The following is a 20,769-nucleotide window of genomic DNA, read 5'->3' on the forward strand; positions in this document are numbered from 1 at the left end:
TGTGACCCCCGGGGTCGACCGACCCCACGAACGAGGAGTGCTATGACTACAAACTTCAGCCGGCGCAGCGCCCTCGGCGCGCTCGCCGGGATCGCCGCCGCCGCGGTCAGCGTTACCGCGTGCTCGCCCGCCCAGCAGCAGGGCCAAAGCGGCGGCCAGGGCGGGTCGACCACCGTCACCGTCCGCGTGTGGGACGAACAGGTCGCCAAGGCGTACGAGCAGTCGTTCGCGGAGTTCTCCAAGAAGAACCCGGGCATCACGGTGAAGGTCACGACGGTCCCCTACTCGTCCTATTTCGACAAGCTGCGCACCGACATGTCGGGCGGGCAGGCCGACGACATCTTCATGATCAACGGCTCCTACATCGAGCCCTACATCAAGAACAACAACATCCTCGAGATCGGCGGCGAGTTCGCTCCGCTCAGGTCCGACTGGGTGCCGGCCGCGGTCGAGCAATACACCTACTCCGGCAAGCTGATGGGCGTCCCCCAGCTCACCGACGGCGGCATCGCGTTGTACTACAACAAGGAGCTGCTCGCCAAGGCCGGGCTGAAGCCCGAGGACATCTCCTCGCTGGTCTGGTCGCCCGATGGCAGCGGCGACACCCTCACCGCGACCGCGAAGAAGCTCACCGTCGACGCCGCCGGCAAGAGCGCCGACGATCCCGGGTTCGACGGCTCGAAGCCCGGCACGTGGGGCTACTCCGCGGCCCAGGACCTGCAGGGCATCTACTACAACTTCCTGGGCTCCAACGGCGGCGCGTTCCAGGACAAGGACAACAACTTCACCTTCGCCTCGCCGGAGGGCGTCCAGGCCTTCGAATACTTGGTGAAGCTGATCAACACCGACAAGGTGTCCCCCGACGCGGCCAACACCAACTCCGACGGCGACTTCACCCGCGACCAGTTCCTGCAGGGCAAGATCGCCATGTTCCAGTCGGGTGTCTACAACCTCAAGAACGTGGCCGACGGCGCGAAGTTCGAGTGGGGCATCGTCCCCATGCCCAAGGGCCCCAAGGGGGCCGTGTCGGTGGTCAACTCCGTGGTCGTGTGCGGCAACGCGGGCACCAAGAACAAGGACGCCACCCTGAAGGTGCTGCAGTGGCTCGGCTCGAAGGACGGAGCGTCGTTCATCGGCTCCACCGGCGCCGCGCTGCCGGCCGTCTCCAGCGCCCAGCCCGCGTTCCAGGAGTTCTGGAAGGGCAAGAACGTCGACCCGAGCCTGTTCGCCAAGGCCGGCCAGGGCCAGACCACGCGTCCGCCGGCCGGCCCGAACTACTCGGCCGCGTTCAAGGCGTGGAAGCCGACGTTCGACGAGATCTTCCTCGGCCGCACGCCGGTCGCCGAGGGCCTCAAGAAGGCCCAGGACGACGCCAACAAGGCGATGAAGGGCTGAGCCCCTCCCCCCACTGGTCGATCGACGCGACCCCGCCCCCCGGGCGGGGTCGCGTCGTCCGTGATCGCCCAGCTGCCGGCGGGCCCACGCCGTCAGGCGTGGTTGAGCACCACGTTGGCTTTTAGCATCTCCAACTTGCGCAATGGGCGCTCGCCCGAACCATCAGCTGCGCGACGTCGTGCGGGATGGGCACTCGGCAACGAAGTTCCTGGCGGCGACGGCTGCCATGACCATGGAAGAGCCCTGTCTTGTCGGTGCTCGCAGACTAGCGGGGGGACACGCACGCAGGCCGTCGGGTCCTTGCACCTTTGTGCGGGTCACGCCGCCGCATGAGAGGATGACGTGTCCTCCGCCCGCACACGATCGACTGGAAGCACCTTGGCACCGACCGTTCCCGCCGCCGGCACGACTGATCCCGCGATCATCCGGAACTTCTGCATCATCGCCCACATCGACCACGGCAAATCGACGCTGGCCGACCGGATGCTGCAGATCACGGGACTTGTCGACGACCGCACCATGCGCGCGCAATACCTCGACCGCATGGACATCGAGCGCGAGCGTGGCATCACGATCAAGTCGCAGGCCGTCCGCATGCCGTTCGAGGTCGACGGCCAGGCGTACGTGCTGAACATGATCGACACTCCCGGCCACGTGGACTTCACCTACGAGGTGTCCCGCTCGCTCGAGGCGTGCGAGGGCGCGATCCTGCTGGTCGACGCCGCGCAGGGAATCGAGGCCCAGACGCTGGCGAACCTCTACCTGGCGCTCGACGCCGACCTCCACATCATCCCGGTGCTCAACAAGATCGACCTGCCGTCGGCCAACCCGGAGAAGTACGCGGCCGAGCTCGCCGGCATCATCGGCTGCGATCCCGACGAGGTACTGAAGGTCTCGGCGAAGACCGGCGTCGGCGTCCAGGAGCTGCTGGAGGAGATCGTCAAGCAGGTGCCGGCGCCTGTCGGTGACGCCGACGCGCCGGCCCGCGCGCTGATCTTCGACTCCGTCTACGACACCTACCGCGGCGTGGTGACTTACGTGCGCGTGGTCGACGGCGAGCTGTCCCACCGCGAGAAGATCCTGATGATGTCGACCAAGGCCACCCACGAGGTGCTCGAGGTCGGCGTGATCTCGCCCGAGCCCATGAAGGTCGACCGGCTCGGTGTCGGCGAGACCGGCTATCTCATCACCGGCGTGAAGGAGGTCCGCCAGTCTCGCGTGGGCGACACGGTGACCTCGGCCGCCAAGCCGGCCTCGGAGATGCTGTCGGGCTACAAGCACCCCAACCCGATGGTCTACTCGGGCCTGTTCCCGATCGACGCGAACGACTTCACCGAGCTGCGCGAGGCGCTCGACAAGCTCCAGCTCAACGACGCGGCGCTCACCTACGAGCCCGAGACGTCGACGGCCCTGGGCTTCGGCTTCCGTGTCGGCTTCCTCGGCCTGCTCCACATGGAGATCGTCCGCGAGCGCCTGGAGCGCGAGTTCAATCTCGACCTCATCTCCACCGCGCCCAACGTCGTGTACCGCGTCGTGATGGAGGACGGCTCCGAGCACCGCGTGACCAACCCCTCGGAATACCCGACCGACGGCAAGATCGCCGAGGTCTTTGAGCCGATCGCCCGTGCGACGATTCTGGCGCCGAGCGAGTACATCGGCACGATCCTCGAGCTGTGCCAACAAAAGCGCGGCGTTCAGAAGGCGCTCGACTATCTGTCGGAGGACCGCGTCGAGATCCGCTACGAGCTGCCGCTCGCCGAGATCGTCTTCGACTTCTTCGACGCGCTGAAGTCCCGCACCAAGGGGTACGCCTCGCTCGAATACACCGAGGCAGGCGAGCAGGCCTCCGACCTGGTGAAGGTCGACATCCTGCTCCACGGCGACCCGGTGGACGCGTTCAGCTCCATCGTCCACAAGGACAAGGCCTACCAGTACGGCGTCGCCATGGCCGGCAAGCTGAAGGACCTCATCCCCCGCCAGCAGTTCGAGGTGCCGATCCAGGCCGCCATCGGCGCCCGCGTGATCGCCCGCGAGACCATCCGCGCCATCCGCAAGGACGTCCTCGCCAAGTGCTACGGCGGCGACATCAGCCGCAAGCGCAAGCTGCTCGAGAAGCAGAAGGAGGGTAAGAAGCGCATGAAGATGGTCGGACGCGTGGAGGTGCCCCAGGAGGCGTTCGTCGCCGCCCTGTCGACCGGCGAGGGCGGCGCCAAGGACAAGAAGGAAGACAAGAAGTGACGTCCCACGCCCGTCAGGGCTCGCCCGATCCCCTGATCATCATCGCCCACCGACTGGAGGCCGCGTACCTCCCCGATTACGCCGACGTGGTCATCACCGGCATCGGCATGAGTCGCGCCGCCGTCGCGACGACGCGCGCCATCATGGAACGCTGGCCCACCGCCGAGGAGCGCGCACGTGCCCACGTGGTCAACCTCGGCTCGGTCGGCTCGCTGAAGGACGGCCTGGCCGGCCTGCACCGCCCATCGCTGGTCATCAACCGCGATGTCGACGAGGAGCTCATGCTGGCCATGGACACTGATCCGGCCAACCGCATCGAGCTCGGCGGCGACGGCCCCGTGCTCGGCACCGGCGACTCCTTCGTCGCCGGTGGCGCCGCGCGCGACGAGCTGGCGAAGCGCTGCGACCTGGTCGACATGGAGGGCTATGCCATCGCGTACGCGTGCGGCGAGCTCGGCGTGAAGATGACGATGATCAAGCACGTCTCCGACTCCGCCGACGAGGGCGCCCTGGCCTGGGAGGACCTGGTCGACATCTCGGCGAAGGCGCTGGCCGAGGCGTACGCCGCGCTCTGAGGTTCACTGGCACTCACAGCCCGCCGACCCTTGGGAACGGGCCGATCGTGGGGACAATGGACGCATGACGACGAGCTCCCACACCACGTATGGCCTCGCCCCGCGCCGCCGCGCCTCCGTCGAGTCCCCCGGCGGCGCCTCGGTGTTCATGCTGGGCGTGGCCGCGGTGCTATGGGTGCTGGAGGCCGTCGACACGCTGATGTTCCACGCCCTCGACGCGTTCGGCATCCGATCGTGGTCGCCCGAGGGTCTGGTCGGCATCCTCTTCGCGCCGTTCCTCCACCTGGGGTGGGACCACCTGATCTCCAACACGCTGCCGCTGGTCGTGCTCGGCTTCGGGATCCTCGTGGGCGCCGGTGGCGTACGCCGCCTCGTGACGTCGACGTCGATCTCGGCGCTCACCTCGGGGCTGGCCGCGTGGATCGGCTCGATGCCGAACACGGTGACACTCGGCGCGTCGGGCGTGGTCTTCGGGTGGTTCACCTACTCGGTGATGCGTGGCTTCTGGGCGCGGGACTGGAAGTCGATCCTCGTGGCGGTCGTGGTGCTGGCGCTGTACGGCGGCATCATCTGGGGCGTGCTGCCGACCCAGGCCGGCGTCTCGTGGCAGGGACATCTGGGTGGCGCGATCGGTGGCGTGATCGCCGCATCGCTGCTCCACCGCCGCGAGAAGAGGCGCACTCCCGTCCGCGTCTGATCCCCTGCCCCGCCGGGGATCTGGCGCAGTGGCGTGCGATCTGATGAGATGAGCGCGACCACGAGCCGCCCACCCATCAAGGAGTTTCGCGAATGAGCGCAACGCGTGAGCACATCGAGCTGACCGAGAAGTACGCCGCCCACAACTACCACCCGCTGCCGGTGGTGCTGGCCTCGGGCGAGGGCGCCTGGGTCACCGATGTGGAGGGCCGTCGCTACCTCGACTGCCTGGCCGGCTACTCGGCCGTGAACTTCGGCCACTCGAACCCGCGCCTGGTCGAGCGGGCCCGCCAGCAGCTGGAGACGCTCACGCTCACCTCGCGCGCCTTCTATCAGGACCAGCTCGGCCCGTTCGCCCGTGACCTCGCCGAGCTCGTCGGCAAGGAGGTCGTCCTGCCGATGAACTCCGGCGCGGAGGCCGTCGAGACGGCGCTGAAGGTCGTGCGCCGCTGGGGCTACCAGAAGAAGGGCGTGGCCGAGGACCAGGCGAACATCGTCGTGATGGGCGGCAACTTCCACGGACGTACGACGACGATCATCTCGTTCTCCGACGACCACGTGGCCCACGACGACTACGGCCCCTACACCCCGGGCTTCCGTGCCGCGAAGTACGGTTACCTGGCGTCGGTGGAGCGGGTGGTCGACGAGAACACCGTCGCGGTGCTGCTGGAGCCGATCCAGGGCGAGGACGGCGTGGTGATCCCGCCGGAGGGCTTCCTGCGCGGCGTCCGCGAGATCTGCACGAAGAACGGCGTGCTGATGGTCGCCGACGAGATCCAGTCGGGTCTGGCGCGCACCGGCAAGTTGTTCGCGTGCGACCACGAGGAGGTCGTGCCCGACGTCTACATCATGGGCAAGGCGCTCGGCGGTGGCATCGTGCCCGTCTCGGCCATCGCCTGCGACCACGAGATCATGGACGTCATCACCCCCGGCTCGCACGGCTCCACGTTCGGCGGCAACCCACTGGCGTGCGCCGTCGGCCACGAGGTCGTGCAGATCCTGAAGTCGGGTGAGATGCAGGAACGGGCCGCCGTCTTGGGGCAGCGCTTGGCCGAGGGCTTGGAGAAGCTCATCGGCCGGGGCGTGCAGGCCGTACGCTGCCGCGGCCTGTGGGCCGGTGTCGACATCGATCCCGCGCGCATGAGCGGCCGAGACATGTCGGAGCGCCTTATGGCGCGTGGCGTGCTGGCGAAGGAGACCCACGGGTCGACGATCCGTCTCGCGCCGCCGATCGTGGCGACCGAGGAGGACATCGACCTGCTCGTGTCGACGTTCGCCGAGGCGCTGGAGGCATGACCCGCCAGCCGGGCGTACGCAAGATTTGGTACGCCCCGGCGCGCGCTGGTATCTTTGATCGTCGTGCCGCGCATCGGCGCGGAATAGAACTTACCTATCGACCTAGCAGAGGCTTGCCCAGTGGCGAACATCAAGTCCCAGATGAAGCGGATCAAGACGAACGAGAAGGCTCGTCAGCGCAACAAGGCTGTCAAGTCGCAGCTGAAGACCGCGACCCGTCGCTTCAAGGAGGCCGTCGAGGCCGGCGACGCCGCGAAGGCCAAGGAGGCCGGCCGCACCGCGACGCGTCTTCTCGACAAGGCCGTCTCGAAGGGCGTCATCCACAAGAACCAGGCCGCGAACAAGAAGTCGAAGATCGCGATGAAGGCTGCCAAGCTCTCCTGAGCCACAGCCCCCCTGCGCCCCGACCCCGTGGTCGGGGCGTTTTCATGTCCGGATCAACCGCGACGCAGGCGGGAGACGGTGAGGACGCAGCGTTCGAGCGCGAACTCGGCGTTGTCGGCCGCGCCCTTGATGTCGGCGTCGGCGGTGGCGACGACCTGCAGCGCGGCGGCGAGGCCGCTCTGGTCCCAGCCGCGCAGCTGTTGGCGCATGCCGCGGATCTTCCACGGGGGTACGCCGATGTCGCGGGCGAGGTCGTTGTCGCCCATGCCGGAGCGGTTGGTGGCGAGCTTGCCGAGGCCGCGCAGGCCGTTGGCCATGGCCGAGGTGATCAGCACGGGCGCGACGCCCGTCTCGAGGGCCCAGCGCAGGTGTTCGAGGGCCTTGACGGTGTTGCCGGCCAGCGCCTGGTCGGTGACGGCGAAGCTGGTGACCTCGGCACGGCCGCCGAAGTAGCGGCGGACGAGCTCGGGGCGGATCTCCTCGCCTTCGGAGTCGGCGACCAGCTGACTGACCGCGCCGGCGAGTGAGCGCAGGTCGTGGCCGACGGAGTCGATGAGCAGCTGGGTGGCCTCGGGGCTGATGCGACCCCGGTGACGGCGCACGTCGGCGGTGACGAATCCGGGCAGGTCGCGCGGCTTGAGCGGTGAGCAGTCGACGACCTCGGCCTTGGCCTTCTTGACCTTGTCGAGCAGGCCCTTGCCCTTCTGGCCTCCGCCGTGGACGAGGATGAGGGCGAGGTCGTCGAGCGGGTCCTTCGCGAGCGCGGCGACCTGGTCGTGGAGCTCGGAAGGCAGGTTGGCGAGGTCGCGGATGACCGCCACCGTCCGGGCGGTGAACAGCGAGCCACCGGTCATCGAGCCCAGCGTTCCGCCGTCGAGGCGGACGGCCTCGACGTCGTTGATCTCGACCGTCGGGTCTTCTTTCTTGGCCGCCGCGACGAGCTCGTCGACCGAGCGGTCGGCCAGGAGCGACTCGGGCCCGCTGACGAGGACCACACGGCCGAACGGTGAACGCTTCGGTGACATGAGCCCCAGTCTGCCAGCCCGCACCGCCACGTGTGGTCCTCCACGGGCCCGACTCATGCGGGAACGGCCGTCACCACGAGGTTGTCGCGATAGGCGCGCCGGCCGTCGGTGAGCACGACCGGGCCCGAGCACGTCACGAGCACCAGACGCTCGGGCCCGCTGCCCCGCAGCAGGTCCTGCGGGAGCTGGTCGGCACGGACGACCTCCAGCTTCTCGGCGTGCCAGCGCCGCGTACCCGTCGGCCCGGTGACCACCAGCGGATCACCCGGCGCGAGGGCGTGCAGCGACCACAGGGCGCCGCGCGTGTCACCGACGGCCACGTGCCCCGACATCAGCAGCACCCCGGGGCCGGGGCGCAGCCGGGCCTCCACCCCCCTGACACCGCTGCGGTGCACGCCGACAAGTGTGGGGTCGCGCGGCACCGCGTACTCCCCCTCCACGACCTCCGACGCCGTCAGACGCGCCGCGATCCCGAGCGAGGGCACGTGGAGCGTGGGAGGTCCGGCAGTGACAGTGGGCACTGGAATGCCCGCCGCGGGACGCGCCGACTGCCACGTGCGCGGTGGCGTGGGAGCCGACGATGCCGTCTCGGAGATGACCTCGCGGTCGTCGACGGGTGTCTGCGTCGGTCCAGGAACGGGTGTGACGGCCCCGGTCGGAGAACCCGACGACGTCGCAACGGCCGGCGGCGGACCCTCCGCGACACTCGGCGCCGCCGCCGGAACCGGGTCCGTGGGCGCCAGTGCACCCCTGATGCCGCCCACGAACGCCCAGACGACCGCCACCAGCACGACCAGGGCCACGGCCACGGGTACGCCGAGTCTTCTCATCACGACTCACCGCCCGGCACGCCGGAGCGGATCCGCAGCCGGGGAGCCTCCTTCGGCGCCTGCAGGCTCTCACGCGTCGCCTCGGGCTTCGGTTCGTCGGCAGGTGCAGGGCTCGTCGAGGTCGGTACAGGCGTCGGCGTCGGCGTGGGCGTCGGTGACGGAGTGGGCGTGGGCGTCGGAGACGGAGTGGGCGTGGGCGTCGGAGACGGAGTGGGCGTCGGCGTGGGCGTCGGAGACGGAGTGGGTGTCGGTGTCGGCGTGGGCGTCGGAGTCTCGGCAGGCTTCACGTCGATGACGGTCTCTGCCCGCAGCGCGGTGCGGGGCCCGGCGGACACCATGCGCTGGATGCGTGAGTCGCCGTGGTTGTCGGTCTCGAACCGGTCCGCGACGTGGAGGACCGGGCGGCGAGCGGGGACACCGAGCGCCGCGCTGATCCGCCTCTGTCCCGCGCCGGCGGCGATGTCTACGGTGGCGGTCCCCTTCTCGTCGGTCATCACCCGCTGCACCCGTTCGCCGATCGTCACCTCGACCTCACGGCGTCCTCCGCCCACGACCTGCACGACGACACGTCCAGGCGCGGTCGCCGTGGGGTGATGCTCCAGATTCAGGCGCAGGTCCAGGGCTCGGCCCCGCAGCTCGGCCTCCAGCTGGGCGTGGATGCGCGTGAGCTCGGCATGGCGGCCAACGGCTGCCTTCCACCGGTTCTCCATCCGGGTCTTCTGTGCCTGGTCGCCCACCGTGCGGAGCCGGATGGCATGGTCGACGGCGGCCGCGGTGCGGTCGTCGCGGACGTTGCGCCCGGCCCAGTCGACGAGCCAGGCCACCTCGGCCAACTCGTCGGCGCTGAACGGCGCGCCGGTGAGGTCGCTGCGGCCACCTCGATCCCCGAAGCCCGTCTGCTTGCGCAGGCCGTCGATGGGGGCGGTACGCCAGCCCGAGGCCCCGCGGGGGCCCAGCGAGTTGAGGTCGATGCACCAGACGGTCAGGCCGTCGAGGTGATACTGGCCGAGCTCTGCCAGACCACCCGGCGCCTCGACCCGCAGGCCGTGGGGGCCGAACCCGTCGATCGGGCGGGCGTGCGCGGGCCAGCGCCCGAGTGCTCCGAGTCCGATGACCAGGAGCAGGGTGAGGAGAGCGGCGATGCCGGTTCGACGTCTGTTCATGACTTTCCTTCAGTTCGACGTTGGGTGGTGAGGACGGGACGTTCAGGGGTTCCGCCGACGGCGACGGAGCCCTGTGTGTCGGTACGCAGGACCTGCATGCCGGCCTGGCCGACGAGGCGCAGTGCGGCAGCGGAAGGGTGGCCGTGGGGGTTGTCGGCGCCGACCCCGATGACCGCGACGCGAGCGTGCGTCGCCCGGACGAGCTCGGGGTCCTGGCGGGACGACCCGTGGTGGGCGACCTTCAGGACATGGGCGCGCAGGTCGGCACCGGACGCGACGACCGCCTTCTGGGCCGCTGGCTCGGCATCGCCCGTGAGTAGCACGCGGAGCCCCGAGACATCGGCGGTCGCGACGACGCTGGAGTCGTTCTCGGCTGAGCTCTCCCCTGTTGTGGCCGTCGGCCGTGGCGTCGACAGTGAGCCCGTCGGGCCGAGGGTCGCCCAGCGAACGGCGCCGACGGTGATCCGTTGGCCGGGTCGTGCCGTCAAAACTGCCGCGCCGTGCGCGGCCGCACGCGCACGCAGTCCCACCGCGGTTCCGGCGGGTGACTCAAGCGGGGAGACCAGCACGTGTCCCACAGCCACGCGTCCCCACACCGCGGACATGCCACCCACGTGGTCGGCGTGGAAGTGGGTCAGGACCAGCAGCGGGACCCGGCGTACGCCGAGCTCGGCGAGGCAGGCCGACAGCGCCCGCGGCTCGGGACCGGTGTCGACGAGAACAGCCTCGCCCTCCCCGGCCTTCAGGACCACGGCATCCCCCTGGCCGACGTCGCAGGCGACGACCTTCCAGTCGGGTGGCGGCCAGCCGGGCGTCATGGGCGCGCGGGAAAGGGCCACCACCATGGCGAGCCCACAGGCGAGCGCCAACCACCGGCGGGCCATGACCGAGCCCATCACCACCAGCAGGGCTCCCGAACCGACCGTCACAAGAGCCAGACCTGCTGCCCCGGCCGGCCAACTCCACGAGGCACCGGGCAGGGCTGCACCTGCGTGGGCCACCCACAGGATGCCTTGGGCGCACCAGCCGGCGAGCCAGCCGGTGAAGCTGGCGGCCGTGGGGCTCAGCACCGCGAGGGCGGCGGTCAGGAAGCCCAGGATGGTCGCGGGGCCGACCAGTGGTCCGGTGAGGGCGTTGGCCACGAGCCCGACGACCGACACCTCGCCGGAGATCGCGGTGACGACCGGCTGGGTGGCGAGCTGGGCGGCCAGCGGGACGGTGACGGCCTCCGCCACCGGCCGCGGCAACCACGTCATCCGATCACGCCAGGCACCGGAGACCGCGATGATCCCGCCGGAGGCGAGGACCGACAGGGCGAAGCCCACCGACCGAGCGAGCCACGGGTCGAGCAGCAGCAGCGCCATCATGGCGGCGCCCAGGTGACGCAGGCCCCTGCCCGATCCCGGCGTGCCACCGAGGGCGGCCAGCATGACGAGCCCCATCGCCGCGGCCCGCAGCACGCTCGGCTCGGTGCGGCACAAGAGGACGAAGACCAGCACGGTCGCCAGCCCGACCGCGGTGAGGGCACGGCCGCGTACGCCGACCCACCGCGCGGCGGCGAGGACCGCCGCCAGCATGATCGCGAGGTTCGCCCCCGACACCGCGGTGAGGTGGGACAGACCCGTGACCATGAAGTCCTGCCTCAGCTCGTCGCTCATGGCGGAGGTGTCCCCCACGACGAGCGAGGGGACGAGGGCGCGTGGCTCGTCGGCCGACCCCTCCATGGCCGCACGCAGGCCACTGCGCACGTGCTCGGCGGCCCGCAGGGGCCATGGTGGTGCCGCCAACGCCTGCGGCGCCCCCACGAGCGTCGCGAACGCCGCCCGGTGGTCACCCGGCTCGGTCGCACTGAGGCGCACGCTGGCACGCCAGATGGAGCCGACCTGCTGGCGGCGCAGCACCTCCAAGCGTTCCCCGGACGCCCGGACCACGACCGACGTGCGGGTCGCCCACCGCTCGCCGCGGCCGTCGAGCGCAACGACGGTGACCGGCAGCGTGACAGCGTCGCCGAATCGGCCGCTGCTGACCCGGGGGTCGCCGTCGACGCGGTAGTCGATGGTCACGACGGCCTGGACGCGCGCCAGCCCTGCCACGGGTGACTCGCGGACCTGGTGGGCGCGCAGTGCGCCCAGGGCACTGCACACGCACACGACGGCACCGACGGCCACGACCAGCAGGTTCCGCCGCCACGCCCCGGCCACGAGGGCTCCTGCTCCGGCGGCCAGGCCGAGCCCCTGAAGTGTGGTGCTGCCCGACGTGGCGAGCCACATCGCCACCCACGCGGAGACCGAGGCCATGACGAGACGCAGGTCGGGCCCAGCGGGCAGTTGTTCCCTCACACCGTCACCAGGGGTTCGAGCTCGGCGAACGACTTCGGGCCGATGCCCGGGACCTCTTGGAGCTCGGCTACCTTCGAGAACCGACCGTGTTCGGTCCGCCACGCGACGATCTTCTGGGCCGTCACCGGTCCGACGCCGGGCAACGCGTCGAGCTGGTCGACGGTGGCCGTGTTGAGGTTCAGCCTGGCCCCCTGGGCTGGCTTGCCATTGGGTGCGGCGCTGGTCGCTCCGGGAGCGCCCGACGGCGGGACGTTGCCGTCACCGCGCACCTCTCCCCCCGGTCGGCGCACGTCCCCGACGACGACCTGCTGGCCGTCGTCGAGGGCGGCGGCGAGGTTGAGCTCGCCCGGACGCGCCTGTGGGGTCAGTCCCCCTGCCGCGTCGATCGCGTCCTGCACCCGCGCGCCGGGCCGGAGGGTGACGACTCCGGGGCGGTTGACGGCGCCCGTGACGTGGACGCGCAGCGGGGTCGCCGATGGGGTCGGGCTCGCACTCGGGGCCGGCGCGGGTGCCTCGGCGACCTGCACAGCGGCGTGTTCGATGGGGATGGCGCGGGCGCGGGTCAGCGCGTACAGCCCCACCAGGGTGCCCAACACCAGCATGGCGGCGACGACCAGCAGGTGTTTGCGGGTGAATGCGTACGCGGGCCGGGGGTTCGTGCCGACCGCGGCGACGGGAGGGAGCTCACTGCGGACAAGGGTGGCGTCCGGGTCGTCGCAGTCCCTGCCGGCCAAGGGTGCTGGTTCGAGTTCGACGAGGGCACGACGCGGTGGGGTCTCGGCGAGCAGGGCGTCGAGCCGGGCGCGTACGTGGTCGGACACCACCGGTGTCTGTCGACCGCGCCGCGGGGGTGTCTCCAGTTCGAGGGCCATGCCCCCACATTGGGACGCGAATCGCCGATCTGGTCACCGCGTGCCCGGAGCTGTGGAGGGTTCTCCCCCGCAGGTGGATCCAGGCCTGTGGAGAAGTCAGCCTTCGGCGGCCGGTCGGTGGATCAGGCAGCCGCCCGGAGCGAACGTCCTCGGGCGGGGATGGCGGCGCGGCCGCTCGACAGCCGAGCCGATGGTTCTGCCACCGGTCGGGGTCCGAGCGTCCCTTCGATCTCCACGAGTTCCATCTGGTCCTGTTTGGGTGTGAGAAACCTTCAATTGGGCAGTATGAACGGTGTGACACGTCGCATCCTGACCATCCTGTTCGCCGTGCTGGCCGTCCTGGCTGCGATTCCGTCCACTGCGACGCTGACGCTGGGCCTGCTGCCACGCCTGCAGGGCCGGTCGACGCTGCTGGCGCAGGTGTCGGCGTTCCTCCACTACGGGCTGCTGGGCTGGCTGGTCACGTTCCTTCTGGCGCTGGCCGCGCTCACCGCTGCCCGGCACCGGTCGATGATGCTCCTGGTCGTGCCCGCGTTGGCCGGACTCGTGGTCCAGACGAGCTGGGTGGCGCCCTACTACGTGAACGACTCGGCGGTCTCGGACACGCTGCTGGGGGTGACGGTGGTCAACGTCGAGTTCGGTCACATGGGCGGGCCGGAGCTGGTGAAGGCCCTGAAGGGCAACGACGTGGTAATCGTCCTGGAGGCCACGCCCGAGACGCTGGCGGCGCTGACAAAGGCGGGGATGGACAGGGACTACCCGCACCGTGCGGGCAGGGGCGCCCCGGGCGTCCGCGGCACGGTCGTCTACAGCAGGTTGCCGGTGAAAGATCTGGGCATGGGCCCGACCCTGCTGGAGTCACGACTGGTGAGCGTCGAGACGCCTTCGGGCCCGATCCTGGTGGCGGGCGTCCATCCCGTGCCGCCGATCCGGTCGGCGGGTGAGTGGGCGGTGGACGCAGCCGCCCTGCACGGCTGGCTGGCGCCGCACCTCGACAAGAACCTCGTCATCGCCGGCGACTTCAACGCCATCGACCGTCACGCGACCATGCAGCCCTACTGGAAGGCGGGCTATCGCTCGTCGGCCGACCTCGCGGCCGGCGGGTTCCAGCGCACGTGGCCACGGGACGGCATGTCGTTCGTACGCTTCCCGCTGGTCGGCATCGACCACGTCCTGCTCTCCCCCCACCTGACGGCCCAGCGTCACCAGCTCGTACGCGTCAGCGACACCGACCACCTGGGTGTACGCACGGTCGTGGGCCGTTACCGGAAGGCCTGAGGGCAGGCGCGAGGAGGACTAGCTCGGCACGATCGACACCAGCTTCGGCGCGCGCACGATGACCTTGCGTACGTCACGGCCCTCGAGGGAGCGCTGGACGTTGGGGTCGGCGAGCGCGAGGGCGCTGAGCTCGTCGTCGGTGGCGTCGGGTGAGACCTGAAGCTTGGCCCGTACCTTGCCCTTGACCTGGACGACGCACTCGACGGACTCGGCGACGAGCAGGTCGGGGTCGGCGTCGGGCCAGACGGCGTTCGCGACGGACGGCTGGTGGCCGAGGGCCTCCCACATCTCCTCGGCGAGGTAGGGCGCGACGAGGGAGAGCATGACCGTCAGCGCCTCGCCGGCCTCGCGGACGGCGGGGTCGCCCGCGCCACAGCCGGTGTCGATGGCCTTGCGGGTGGCGTTGACCAGCTCCATGAGCTTGGCGACGACGACGTTGAAGCGGTAGGAGTCGAGAAGCTGGGTGACGTCGACGACGGTCTTGTGGGTGACGCGGCGCAGGGTGACGTCGCCGCCGCTGGCGTCGGTGCCGGGCTCGGAGGTGACGTCGGAGGCGACGCGGTAGGCGCGCTGGAGGAACTTCAGCGTGGAGCCGGGCGAGACGTCGGCCCAGTCGATGTCCTCCTCGGGCGGGCCGGCGAAGACGACAGTGGTGCGGATGGCATCGACGCCGTACTTGTCGATCTGGGCGCCGAGGTCGACGCCGTTGCCGAGCGACTTCGACATGGCCTTGCCTTGGTTGATGACCTGGCCCTGGTTGAGCAGGCGGCGCATGGGCTCGTCGAACTCGACCAGGCCCATGTCGTGGAGGACCTTGGTGAAAAAGCGCATGTACAGCAGGTGGAGGATGGCGTGCTCGACGCCGCCGACGTACTGGTCGACGGGCATCCAGCGGGCGACGTCGGCCGGGTCGAAGGGGCCCTGGTCGTGGCCGGGCGAGCAGTAGCGGAAGAAATACCACGACGAGTCGACGAACGTGTCCATGGTGTCGGTGTCGCGTTCGGCGGGGCCGCCGCACGTCGGGCAGGCGACCTCGCGCCATTCCTTGGCGTCGGGGCCGGCGAGCGGCGAGGTGCCCTTGGGTGCGAGCGCGGCGCCGCGCAGGTCGGGCAGCTCGACGGGGAGCTGGTCGTCGGGGACGGGGACCTCGCCGCACGTGCCACAGTGGATGATCGGGATGGGGCAGCCCCAGAAGCGCTGGCGCGACAGCAGCCAGTCGCGCAGACGGTAGTTCGTGGTGCCACGGCCGGTGCCGCGCTCGCCGAGGACTTCGATGATGCGGGAGACGCCCGCGACCTTGTCGGTGAGGCCGTCGAGGGGTCCGGAGTTCACGTATGCGCCGTCGCCGGCGGTCGCCACGCGGGACTCGGCCGGATCGGCGTCGCCGGTGTCGACGACCATGCGTACGGGCAGGTCGAACTCCGTGGCGAAGTCGAGGTCGCGCTGATCGTGGGCGGGGACGGCCATGACGGCGCCCGTGCCGTAGTCGGCGAGCACGTAGTCGGCCGCCCATACGGGCATCTTCTCGCCGGTGACGGGGTTGGTGGCGTGGACGCCGAGGAACACGCCGGACTTCTCGCGCTCGGTCGACTGGCGCTCGATCTCGGTGGCCTGCTTGGTCTTCTCGACGTACGCGTCGAACGCCTCGCGCTGGTCGTCGGAGCAGATCTCGGCGGCGAGCGGGGCGTCGGGGGCGACGACCATGAACGTCGCGCCGTAGAGGGTGTCGGGGCGCGTGGTGAATACGGTGACGGGTTCGTCGCGGCCGTCGATCACGAAGTCGACGTGGGCTCCCTCGGAGCGGCCGATCCAGTTGCGCTGCATGGCGAGGACACGGTCGGGCCAGGAGCCCTCCAGCTGTGCCATGTCGTCGAGCAGGCGGTCCGCGTACTCGGTGATCTTGAAGTACCACTGGTTGAGCTGGCGCTTGGTGACGGCGGCGCCGCAGCGCTCGCAGGCCCCTTGGACGACCTGCTCGTTGGCGAGCACGGTCTGATCGTTGGGGCACCAGTTGACGTACGAGTTCTTGCGATACGCCAGTCCGCGCTGGAAGAAGCGTGTGAAAAGCCACTGGGTCCAGCGATAGTACTCGGGGTCGGACGTGTGGAGGCGGCGGCTCCAGTCGAGCGACAGGCCGTAGCGCTTGAACGAGTTGGCCTGGGTGTCGATGTTGGCGTACGTCCACTCGGCGGGGTGGGCGTTGCGCTTGATGGCGGCGTTCTCGGCGGGCAGCCCGAAGGAGTCCCAGCCGATGGGGTGCATGACGTCGAAGCCGCGCAGGCGCCAGTAGCGGGCGACGACGTCGCCCATGACGAAGGCCTCGGCGTGGCCCATGTGGAGGTCGCCCGAGGGGTAGGGGAACATGTCGAGCACGTAGCGGCGCTCGCGCGAGCCGTCGTCGAGCGGTTCGAACGTCTTGTCGTCGTCCCAGAACTTCTGCCAGCGCTCCTGGGCGGCGGCGGCGTCGTAGGCGCGCGGCTCGCGCCCCTGCTCGGTGGGTGCCTGCTGGCTCACGTGTTCTCCCTGTCGCGGCTGCACCCCGGCGGTCGGACCGGGGCTCGATGCAGTCTAGCGAGATCCGCCACCGCAGCCCTTCGGTTCCCATGGCCGCTCCCCCGCCGCCCGCCGCCGGGACGCCTTCCGTGGCGCCATTTAGGTGAGGCGTACCTCTGTTTGGCTTGCCCAACCTTGCTGGAAACGGCTCTCAGAAGAGGAGATGGTGGTGTCATGACGACGCTGGAGGAACCCGTGACGGACATCGCTGCACACGCTGCGCAGGAGTCGGGTGGCGGGCTTGGCGCGAAGCTGAACTGGCTGCGTGCCGGTGCGCTGGGCGCGAACGACGGCATCATCTCCACCGCGGGCCTCGTGGTGGGAGTGGCCGGCGCGCAGGCCTCGAAGAGTGCGATCCTGGTGGCCGGGCTGGCGGGCCTGGTGGCGGGTGCACTGTCGATGGCCGGCGGCGAGTACATGTCGGTCTCGACCCAGAAGGACACCGAGCTGGCGGTGCTGGCCAAGGAGCGGCGCGAGCTGGCCGAGCAGCCCGAGGAGGAGCTCGCCGAGCTCACCGCGATCTATCGCGACAAGGGCCTGTCGGAGCAGGTGGCCCACGACGTCGCCGTCGAGCTGACCGCCCACGACGCGCTCGCGGCCCATGCGGAGGCCGAGCTCGGCATCTCGTCCACCGAGCACGCGAACGCGTGGCAGGCGGCCTGGGCGTCCATGGTCGCCTTCGCGCTTGGCGCGGTGCTGCCCCTGCTGGCGATGCTGCTCTCCCCCGCCGACATCCGCATGGCCGTCACCTGGGCGGCCGTGCTCGGCGCCCTCGCCCTCACCGGCGTCATCACCAGCCAGCTTGGCGGCGCCCATCCGCTGAGGCCGATCGTGCGCAACGTCGCCGTGGGCACGTTGACCATGGCGCTGACCTGGGGTGTCGGCCACCTGGTGGGCGTCAGCGTCTGATCGGTCGGCCCCGGTCGATCAGGAAGGCGTCGAGCTCGTCGCGGGTCGGCGGCTGGGGGCCCTGGCGCGTGCACACGAGCGCGGACGCGCCGATGCCACTGTCGAGCGCCGCCGCCAGGTCGGCCCCGTCGGCATACACGGCCAGGAACCCGGCCATGAACGTGTCCCCCGCCCCGACGGTGTCGACGACGTCCACGACGTGACCTGGCCGGCGTACACGCTCGCCACCCGTGCGGACGGCCTCGGCGCCGTCCGGCCCCAGCGTCACCACGGCGAGCGAGGCCCCGAAGCGTTCCGCCCAGGCGGCGAGCACATCGGCGGGGGTCCCCTCGTCGCCCGAGCCCTGCGCCAGGAACGCCACGTCGTCGTCGGACGCCTTGAGCACTCCGGCGAGGCCGCCAACGGTCTCGAGCCACGGCCGGATGGTGTCCCAGTAGCGCACGGGGTCGGGGATCACCGTCGGGCGCACGTTGATGTCCAGCGAGACCGGCACCGACTGGCCCGCTACCCAGTCCCGCAGCACGCCCGCAGCGGGTTCGACGACCGTCACCAACGACGCGACCTGCAGCCAGTCCCCCTCCCCCAGCGTGGGCAGTTCGTCCGGCGACCACCGGAAATTCGCCGTGTGGTCGAAGTGGAACGCGTACGACGCCTTCTGGTTCTCGTCGAGGCTGACGACCGCGAGCGAGGTGGGCTCGTCGGAGACGACGGCGAGGTCGAGGCCGACGTCGTTGGCGCGCAGGTGGGCCTGAAGCTGGCGGCCGAACCGGTCGGAAGACAAGCGTCCGCAGAACTGGACGTCCTCCCCCAGCCTGGCCAGCCCCACCGCGGTGTTCATCGGTCCGCCGGCCGACAAGGCCTCCCAAGTCGAGCGGAACGTCGACGCCCCCGCCGTGTCGGGCGCGTCCACCCGATCCAGGGGCGCCAGGTCGATCAGGGCCTCACCGCACACCACGAAACGCATGGGCCCACGCTATTCCACCCGTCGCCCGTCCGCCTCCCAGGCGACCTTCTCCATCTCGGCGCGCAGCGGCTCCCAGTGGTCGGGCGGCAGCGCCATGTCGCTGATGTCCTGGAGGATCTGCAGGAGCGAGAAGTCGGGGTTCATCGCCTCGGCCCGCTCGATGCAGACGTTGAGCAGCACGCCGTCGCCGCTGACCCAGGCGGCCAGCCCCGCGAGGCAAACGGGTGCGACGTCGAACGGCGGGGCGGAGGCGCGGGCGACCTGGGACCACAGGTCGACGTGCGTCTCGGCGTCGACCCGGCGTACGCGCAGCGTCGCCACGTCGCGGACGGTCGGCTGGGCCACCAGCATCGACAGCTCGGCGCACTCGTCATCGGTGAGTCGGCGCGGGGCCAGCAGGAACTCCTCGACGCGCAGGGCCAGGGCGTCGCGCGCCCGCGGGTCGTCAAGGTCGGCCACGCGGGCCGCGACGCGCTCGTAGGCCTCGTCGACGTCGTCGGCGCGGTCTCCCTCCGGGCCCGCGACCAGCCCGGCCAGCGCCTCCCGCGACGGCGCGACGCGCATGCCTGCGAGGACGGCGTCCGCGGCCGTACGCGTCGTCGACGGATCGAAGGCGATGCCGTCGGCGCACTCGCAGCCCGGCACCATGCACCAATATCGCGAGTCGCGGACGAGGAACGCCTCGGAGATCGACAGCTCGAGCGGCAACATCGAGGCGAACAGGTCGAGCAGGTCGTCGATGCCATCCCTCGACGCGGCGTAGACGGCGAGGATGACGGAGTCGGCACCCTGCCCGAGGGCGGCCGCGGCGACCTGGTCGGCGCGGAACAGGCAGTCGTCGAGGTCGACCCGCGCGGTGGCGACCACGCGCGTGCCGGACAGACCGAGGACGACGAGGCTCTCTGCGGGCTCGACGCCGACGATGTAGGGGATGAGGGACAGCAGCTCGGCGGGATCACCCGCGCGTACGACAGTGGGCTTCATGCCCGATCAGACTTACTCGCCGAGAACGCCGGTCCGGCACGTCGGCGGATCGCCGGTGGGATGGATTTCCCCTCGCAGTGTCGGCAACCCTGTGGATGGTTCAGCGCCGGGCGAGCAGCCCGTCGTAGATCTCCTCCCAGGTGTCCACGACCGGCCCCATGGCGTGCTCCTCGACCATCGAGCGGCTGACCCGGCCCATGCGTACGCGCAGCTCGGGATCGCGCAGCAGCGTCTCGAGGTGTCTGGTCAGCGCGGCCACGTCGGTGGGCTCGAAAAGGTAGCCGTTCTCGCCCACACGCACCAGATGGGGCAGCGCCATCGCATTGGCCGCGACGACCGGCGTGGCCGCCGACATGGCCTCCAGCGTCGCCAGGCTCTGGAGGTCGGCCACGCTCGGGATGCAGAAGACGTCGGCGCGACCGTAGGTCTCGCGCAGTTCCTCGTCGGAGATGAAGCCGCGAAACGTCACCCGGTCGGTGGCCCCAACGCGCTCGGAGAGCTGCTGCCAGGCATGGGCCATGGAACCGGTGCCGACGACCTCGCACGTGCCGGGCACGTCCTTCGGCAGGCGTGCCATCGCCTCGATGAGCTCGCCGACGCGCTTCTCGGGGTCGAGACGGCCCACGAACAACACCATCGGCACCGCGGCGTGGACCGCCGACCGCGCGGCCCTCTCGTAGGGGGTGATGTCGACGCCATTCGACACGGGTCGGGCCTCCAGACCCGTCGCCTCGGTGAGAAGGTCGACCGCCTTCTGGGTCGGCGACGTGACGACGTCGGCGAAACGGAAGATGCGCCACACGTCGAGCCACAGGATCTTCGCGCCCACCGGGCGCAGCGGCTTCGGCACGGGCACGTGGTCCCAGAAGTTCGACGGCACGAGGTGGTTGGACGCCACGACCGGGATGCCACGCTTCTTCGCGGCCACGACCACGCGTCCGGCGAGCAGGAAGTGGTCCTGCACGTGGACGATGTCGGGCTTGATCTCGTCGACCATCCGGCCGGCGGCCAGGTCGGTGAAGCCGGGGATGCACAGCGGGAACGTCTTGTAGGTCGGCCACGCCACCGAGCGCACGCGGTGGAGGGTGACGCCCTCGTCGTCCTCGACGCCGGGCGGCCCGTCGAACGAGGGGCCCGCGATGTGGACCTCGTGTCCGCGGGCGAGCAGCGCGTGGGCCAGTCGACGGGTCGTCTGTGCCGCACCGTTCACCGTGGGCGGGTAGGTGTCCGTCCCGATCAGGATCCGCATCGTTCTCTCTCGTTCGACT

General features: G+C 70.4%; 17 protein-coding genes. 8 read left to right on the forward strand and 9 right to left on the reverse strand.

Features of this window, described 5'->3' with window-relative positions; all coding sequences use genetic code 11:
- Window positions 1–42 precede the first annotated feature (42 nt).
- From ACYVGD_RS10030 to rpsT, 6 genes are all read left to right on the forward strand, one after another.
- Entirely contained in the window at window positions 43–1,395 is a 1,353-nt protein-coding gene (locus ACYVGD_RS10030; RefSeq protein ID WP_460743351.1) for an ABC transporter substrate-binding protein, read from the forward strand.
- Window positions 1,396–1,773: 378 nt separating this feature from the next.
- Entirely contained in the window at window positions 1,774–3,633 is a 1,860-nt protein-coding gene (gene lepA, locus ACYVGD_RS10035; RefSeq protein WP_460743353.1) for a translation elongation factor 4, read from the forward strand.
- Window positions 3,630–4,208 carry a nucleosidase gene (locus tag ACYVGD_RS10040; protein ID WP_460743355.1) on the forward strand — a complete coding sequence of 193 codons (579 nt, stop codon included), beginning with the start codon at window positions 3,630–3,632 and terminating at the stop codon, window positions 4,206–4,208. Before lepA ends, ACYVGD_RS10040 begins: the two co-directional genes overlap by 4 nt.
- A 148-nt stretch (window positions 4,209–4,356) precedes the next feature.
- Window positions 4,357–4,905, forward strand: coding sequence for a rhomboid family intramembrane serine protease (locus ACYVGD_RS10045; protein WP_460743407.1), 549 nt, complete (start codon window positions 4,357–4,359; stop codon window positions 4,903–4,905).
- Between the two features lie 92 nt (window positions 4,906–4,997).
- A complete protein-coding gene (gene rocD / locus ACYVGD_RS10050) occupies window positions 4,998–6,200 on the forward strand; it encodes an ornithine--oxo-acid transaminase (protein WP_460743357.1) in 1,203 nt (400 codons plus the stop codon).
- 120 nt (window positions 6,201–6,320) lie between these two features.
- Complete coding sequence (gene rpsT, locus ACYVGD_RS10055; protein ID WP_460743359.1) at window positions 6,321–6,584, forward strand: 30S ribosomal protein S20; 264 nt, start codon at window positions 6,321–6,323, stop codon at window positions 6,582–6,584.
- 53 nt (window positions 6,585–6,637) lie between these two features.
- On the opposite strand, the gene holA is transcribed toward rpsT, so the two are convergent.
- The 5 genes from holA to ACYVGD_RS10080 form a co-directional block, all read right to left on the reverse strand.
- Window positions 6,638–7,609 carry a DNA polymerase III subunit delta gene (gene holA, locus ACYVGD_RS10060; protein WP_460743361.1) on the reverse strand — a complete coding sequence of 324 codons (972 nt, stop codon included), beginning with the start codon at window positions 7,607–7,609 and terminating at the stop codon, window positions 6,638–6,640.
- 53 nt (window positions 7,610–7,662) lie between these two features.
- Window positions 7,663–8,130 carry a class F sortase gene (locus ACYVGD_RS10065; protein WP_460743363.1) on the reverse strand — a complete coding sequence of 156 codons (468 nt, stop codon included), beginning with the start codon at window positions 8,128–8,130 and terminating at the stop codon, window positions 7,663–7,665.
- A 308-nt stretch (window positions 8,131–8,438) separates the two neighbouring features.
- Window positions 8,439–9,602, reverse strand: coding sequence for a hypothetical protein (locus ACYVGD_RS10070; protein WP_460743365.1), 1,164 nt, complete (start codon window positions 9,600–9,602; stop codon window positions 8,439–8,441).
- Window positions 9,599–11,941, reverse strand: coding sequence for a ComEC/Rec2 family competence protein (locus ACYVGD_RS10075; RefSeq protein WP_460743367.1), 2,343 nt, complete (start codon window positions 11,939–11,941; stop codon window positions 9,599–9,601). The genes ACYVGD_RS10070 and ACYVGD_RS10075 overlap by 4 nt, the downstream gene beginning before the upstream one ends.
- Window positions 11,938–12,813: a helix-hairpin-helix domain-containing protein gene (locus ACYVGD_RS10080; protein WP_460743369.1), complete on the reverse strand. Its 876-nt coding sequence runs from the start codon at window positions 12,811–12,813 to the stop codon at window positions 11,938–11,940. Before ACYVGD_RS10080 ends, ACYVGD_RS10075 begins: the two co-directional genes overlap by 4 nt.
- 294 nt (window positions 12,814–13,107) lie before the next feature.
- Here ACYVGD_RS10080 and ACYVGD_RS10085 point away from each other — a divergent pair, with 294 nt between their 5' ends.
- Window positions 13,108–14,091 carry an endonuclease/exonuclease/phosphatase family protein gene (locus tag ACYVGD_RS10085; protein WP_460743371.1) on the forward strand — a complete coding sequence of 328 codons (984 nt, stop codon included), beginning with the start codon at window positions 13,108–13,110 and terminating at the stop codon, window positions 14,089–14,091.
- An 18-nt stretch (window positions 14,092–14,109) separates the two neighbouring features.
- Here the strand turns inward: ACYVGD_RS10085 and leuS are convergent, their stop codons facing one another.
- Window positions 14,110–16,605 carry a leucine--tRNA ligase gene (leuS, locus tag ACYVGD_RS10090; protein WP_460743373.1) on the reverse strand — a complete coding sequence of 832 codons (2,496 nt, stop codon included), beginning with the start codon at window positions 16,603–16,605 and terminating at the stop codon, window positions 14,110–14,112.
- Window positions 16,606–16,818: 213 nt separating this feature from the next.
- Here leuS and ACYVGD_RS10095 point away from each other — a divergent pair, with 213 nt between their 5' ends.
- Complete coding sequence (locus ACYVGD_RS10095; protein ID WP_460743375.1) at window positions 16,819–17,553, forward strand: VIT1/CCC1 transporter family protein; 735 nt, start codon at window positions 16,819–16,821, stop codon at window positions 17,551–17,553.
- On the opposite strand, the gene ACYVGD_RS10100 is transcribed toward ACYVGD_RS10095, so the two are convergent.
- From ACYVGD_RS10100 to ACYVGD_RS10110, 3 genes are all read right to left on the reverse strand, one after another.
- Window positions 17,543–18,517, reverse strand: a complete 975-nt coding sequence (locus ACYVGD_RS10100; protein WP_460743377.1) for a carbohydrate kinase family protein — start codon at window positions 18,515–18,517, stop codon at window positions 17,543–17,545. The two genes, ACYVGD_RS10095 and ACYVGD_RS10100, sit on opposite strands and share 11 nt — an antisense overlap.
- A 9-nt stretch (window positions 18,518–18,526) precedes the next feature.
- Complete coding sequence (locus ACYVGD_RS10105; RefSeq protein WP_460743379.1) at window positions 18,527–19,501, reverse strand: DUF4192 domain-containing protein; 975 nt, start codon at window positions 19,499–19,501, stop codon at window positions 18,527–18,529.
- 100 nt (window positions 19,502–19,601) lie between these two features.
- A complete protein-coding gene (locus ACYVGD_RS10110) occupies window positions 19,602–20,750 on the reverse strand; it encodes a glycosyltransferase (protein WP_460743381.1) in 1,149 nt (382 codons plus the stop codon).
- Between the last annotated feature and the right edge of the window lie 19 nt (window positions 20,751–20,769).

It is taken from the genome of Mariniluteicoccus endophyticus, assembly GCF_054780035.1.

Coding starts and splice junctions, on each gene's coding strand:
- ACYVGD_RS10105 (WP_460743379.1), bottom strand. CDS start 19,501: ATGAAGCCCACTGTCGTACGCGCGGGTGATCCCGCCGAGCTGCTGTCC.
- rocD (WP_460743357.1), top strand. CDS start 4,998: ATGAGCGCAACGCGTGAGCACATCGAGCTGACCGAGAAGTACGCCGCC.
- ACYVGD_RS10100 (WP_460743377.1), bottom strand. CDS start 18,517: ATGCGTTTCGTGGTGTGCGGTGAGGCCCTGATCGACCTGGCGCCCCTG.
- ACYVGD_RS10030 (WP_460743351.1), top strand. CDS start 43: ATGACTACAAACTTCAGCCGGCGCAGCGCCCTCGGCGCGCTCGCCGGG.
- ACYVGD_RS10045 (WP_460743407.1), top strand. CDS start 4,357: ATGCTGGGCGTGGCCGCGGTGCTATGGGTGCTGGAGGCCGTCGACACG.
- ACYVGD_RS10110 (WP_460743381.1), bottom strand. CDS start 20,750: ATGCGGATCCTGATCGGGACGGACACCTACCCGCCCACGGTGAACGGT.
- ACYVGD_RS10095 (WP_460743375.1), top strand. CDS start 16,819: ATGACGACGCTGGAGGAACCCGTGACGGACATCGCTGCACACGCTGCG.
- holA (WP_460743361.1), bottom strand. CDS start 7,609: ATGTCACCGAAGCGTTCACCGTTCGGCCGTGTGGTCCTCGTCAGCGGG.
- ACYVGD_RS10080 (WP_460743369.1), bottom strand. CDS start 12,813: ATGGCCCTCGAACTGGAGACACCCCCGCGGCGCGGTCGACAGACACCG.
- ACYVGD_RS10070 (WP_460743365.1), bottom strand. CDS start 9,602: ATGAACAGACGTCGAACCGGCATCGCCGCTCTCCTCACCCTGCTCCTG.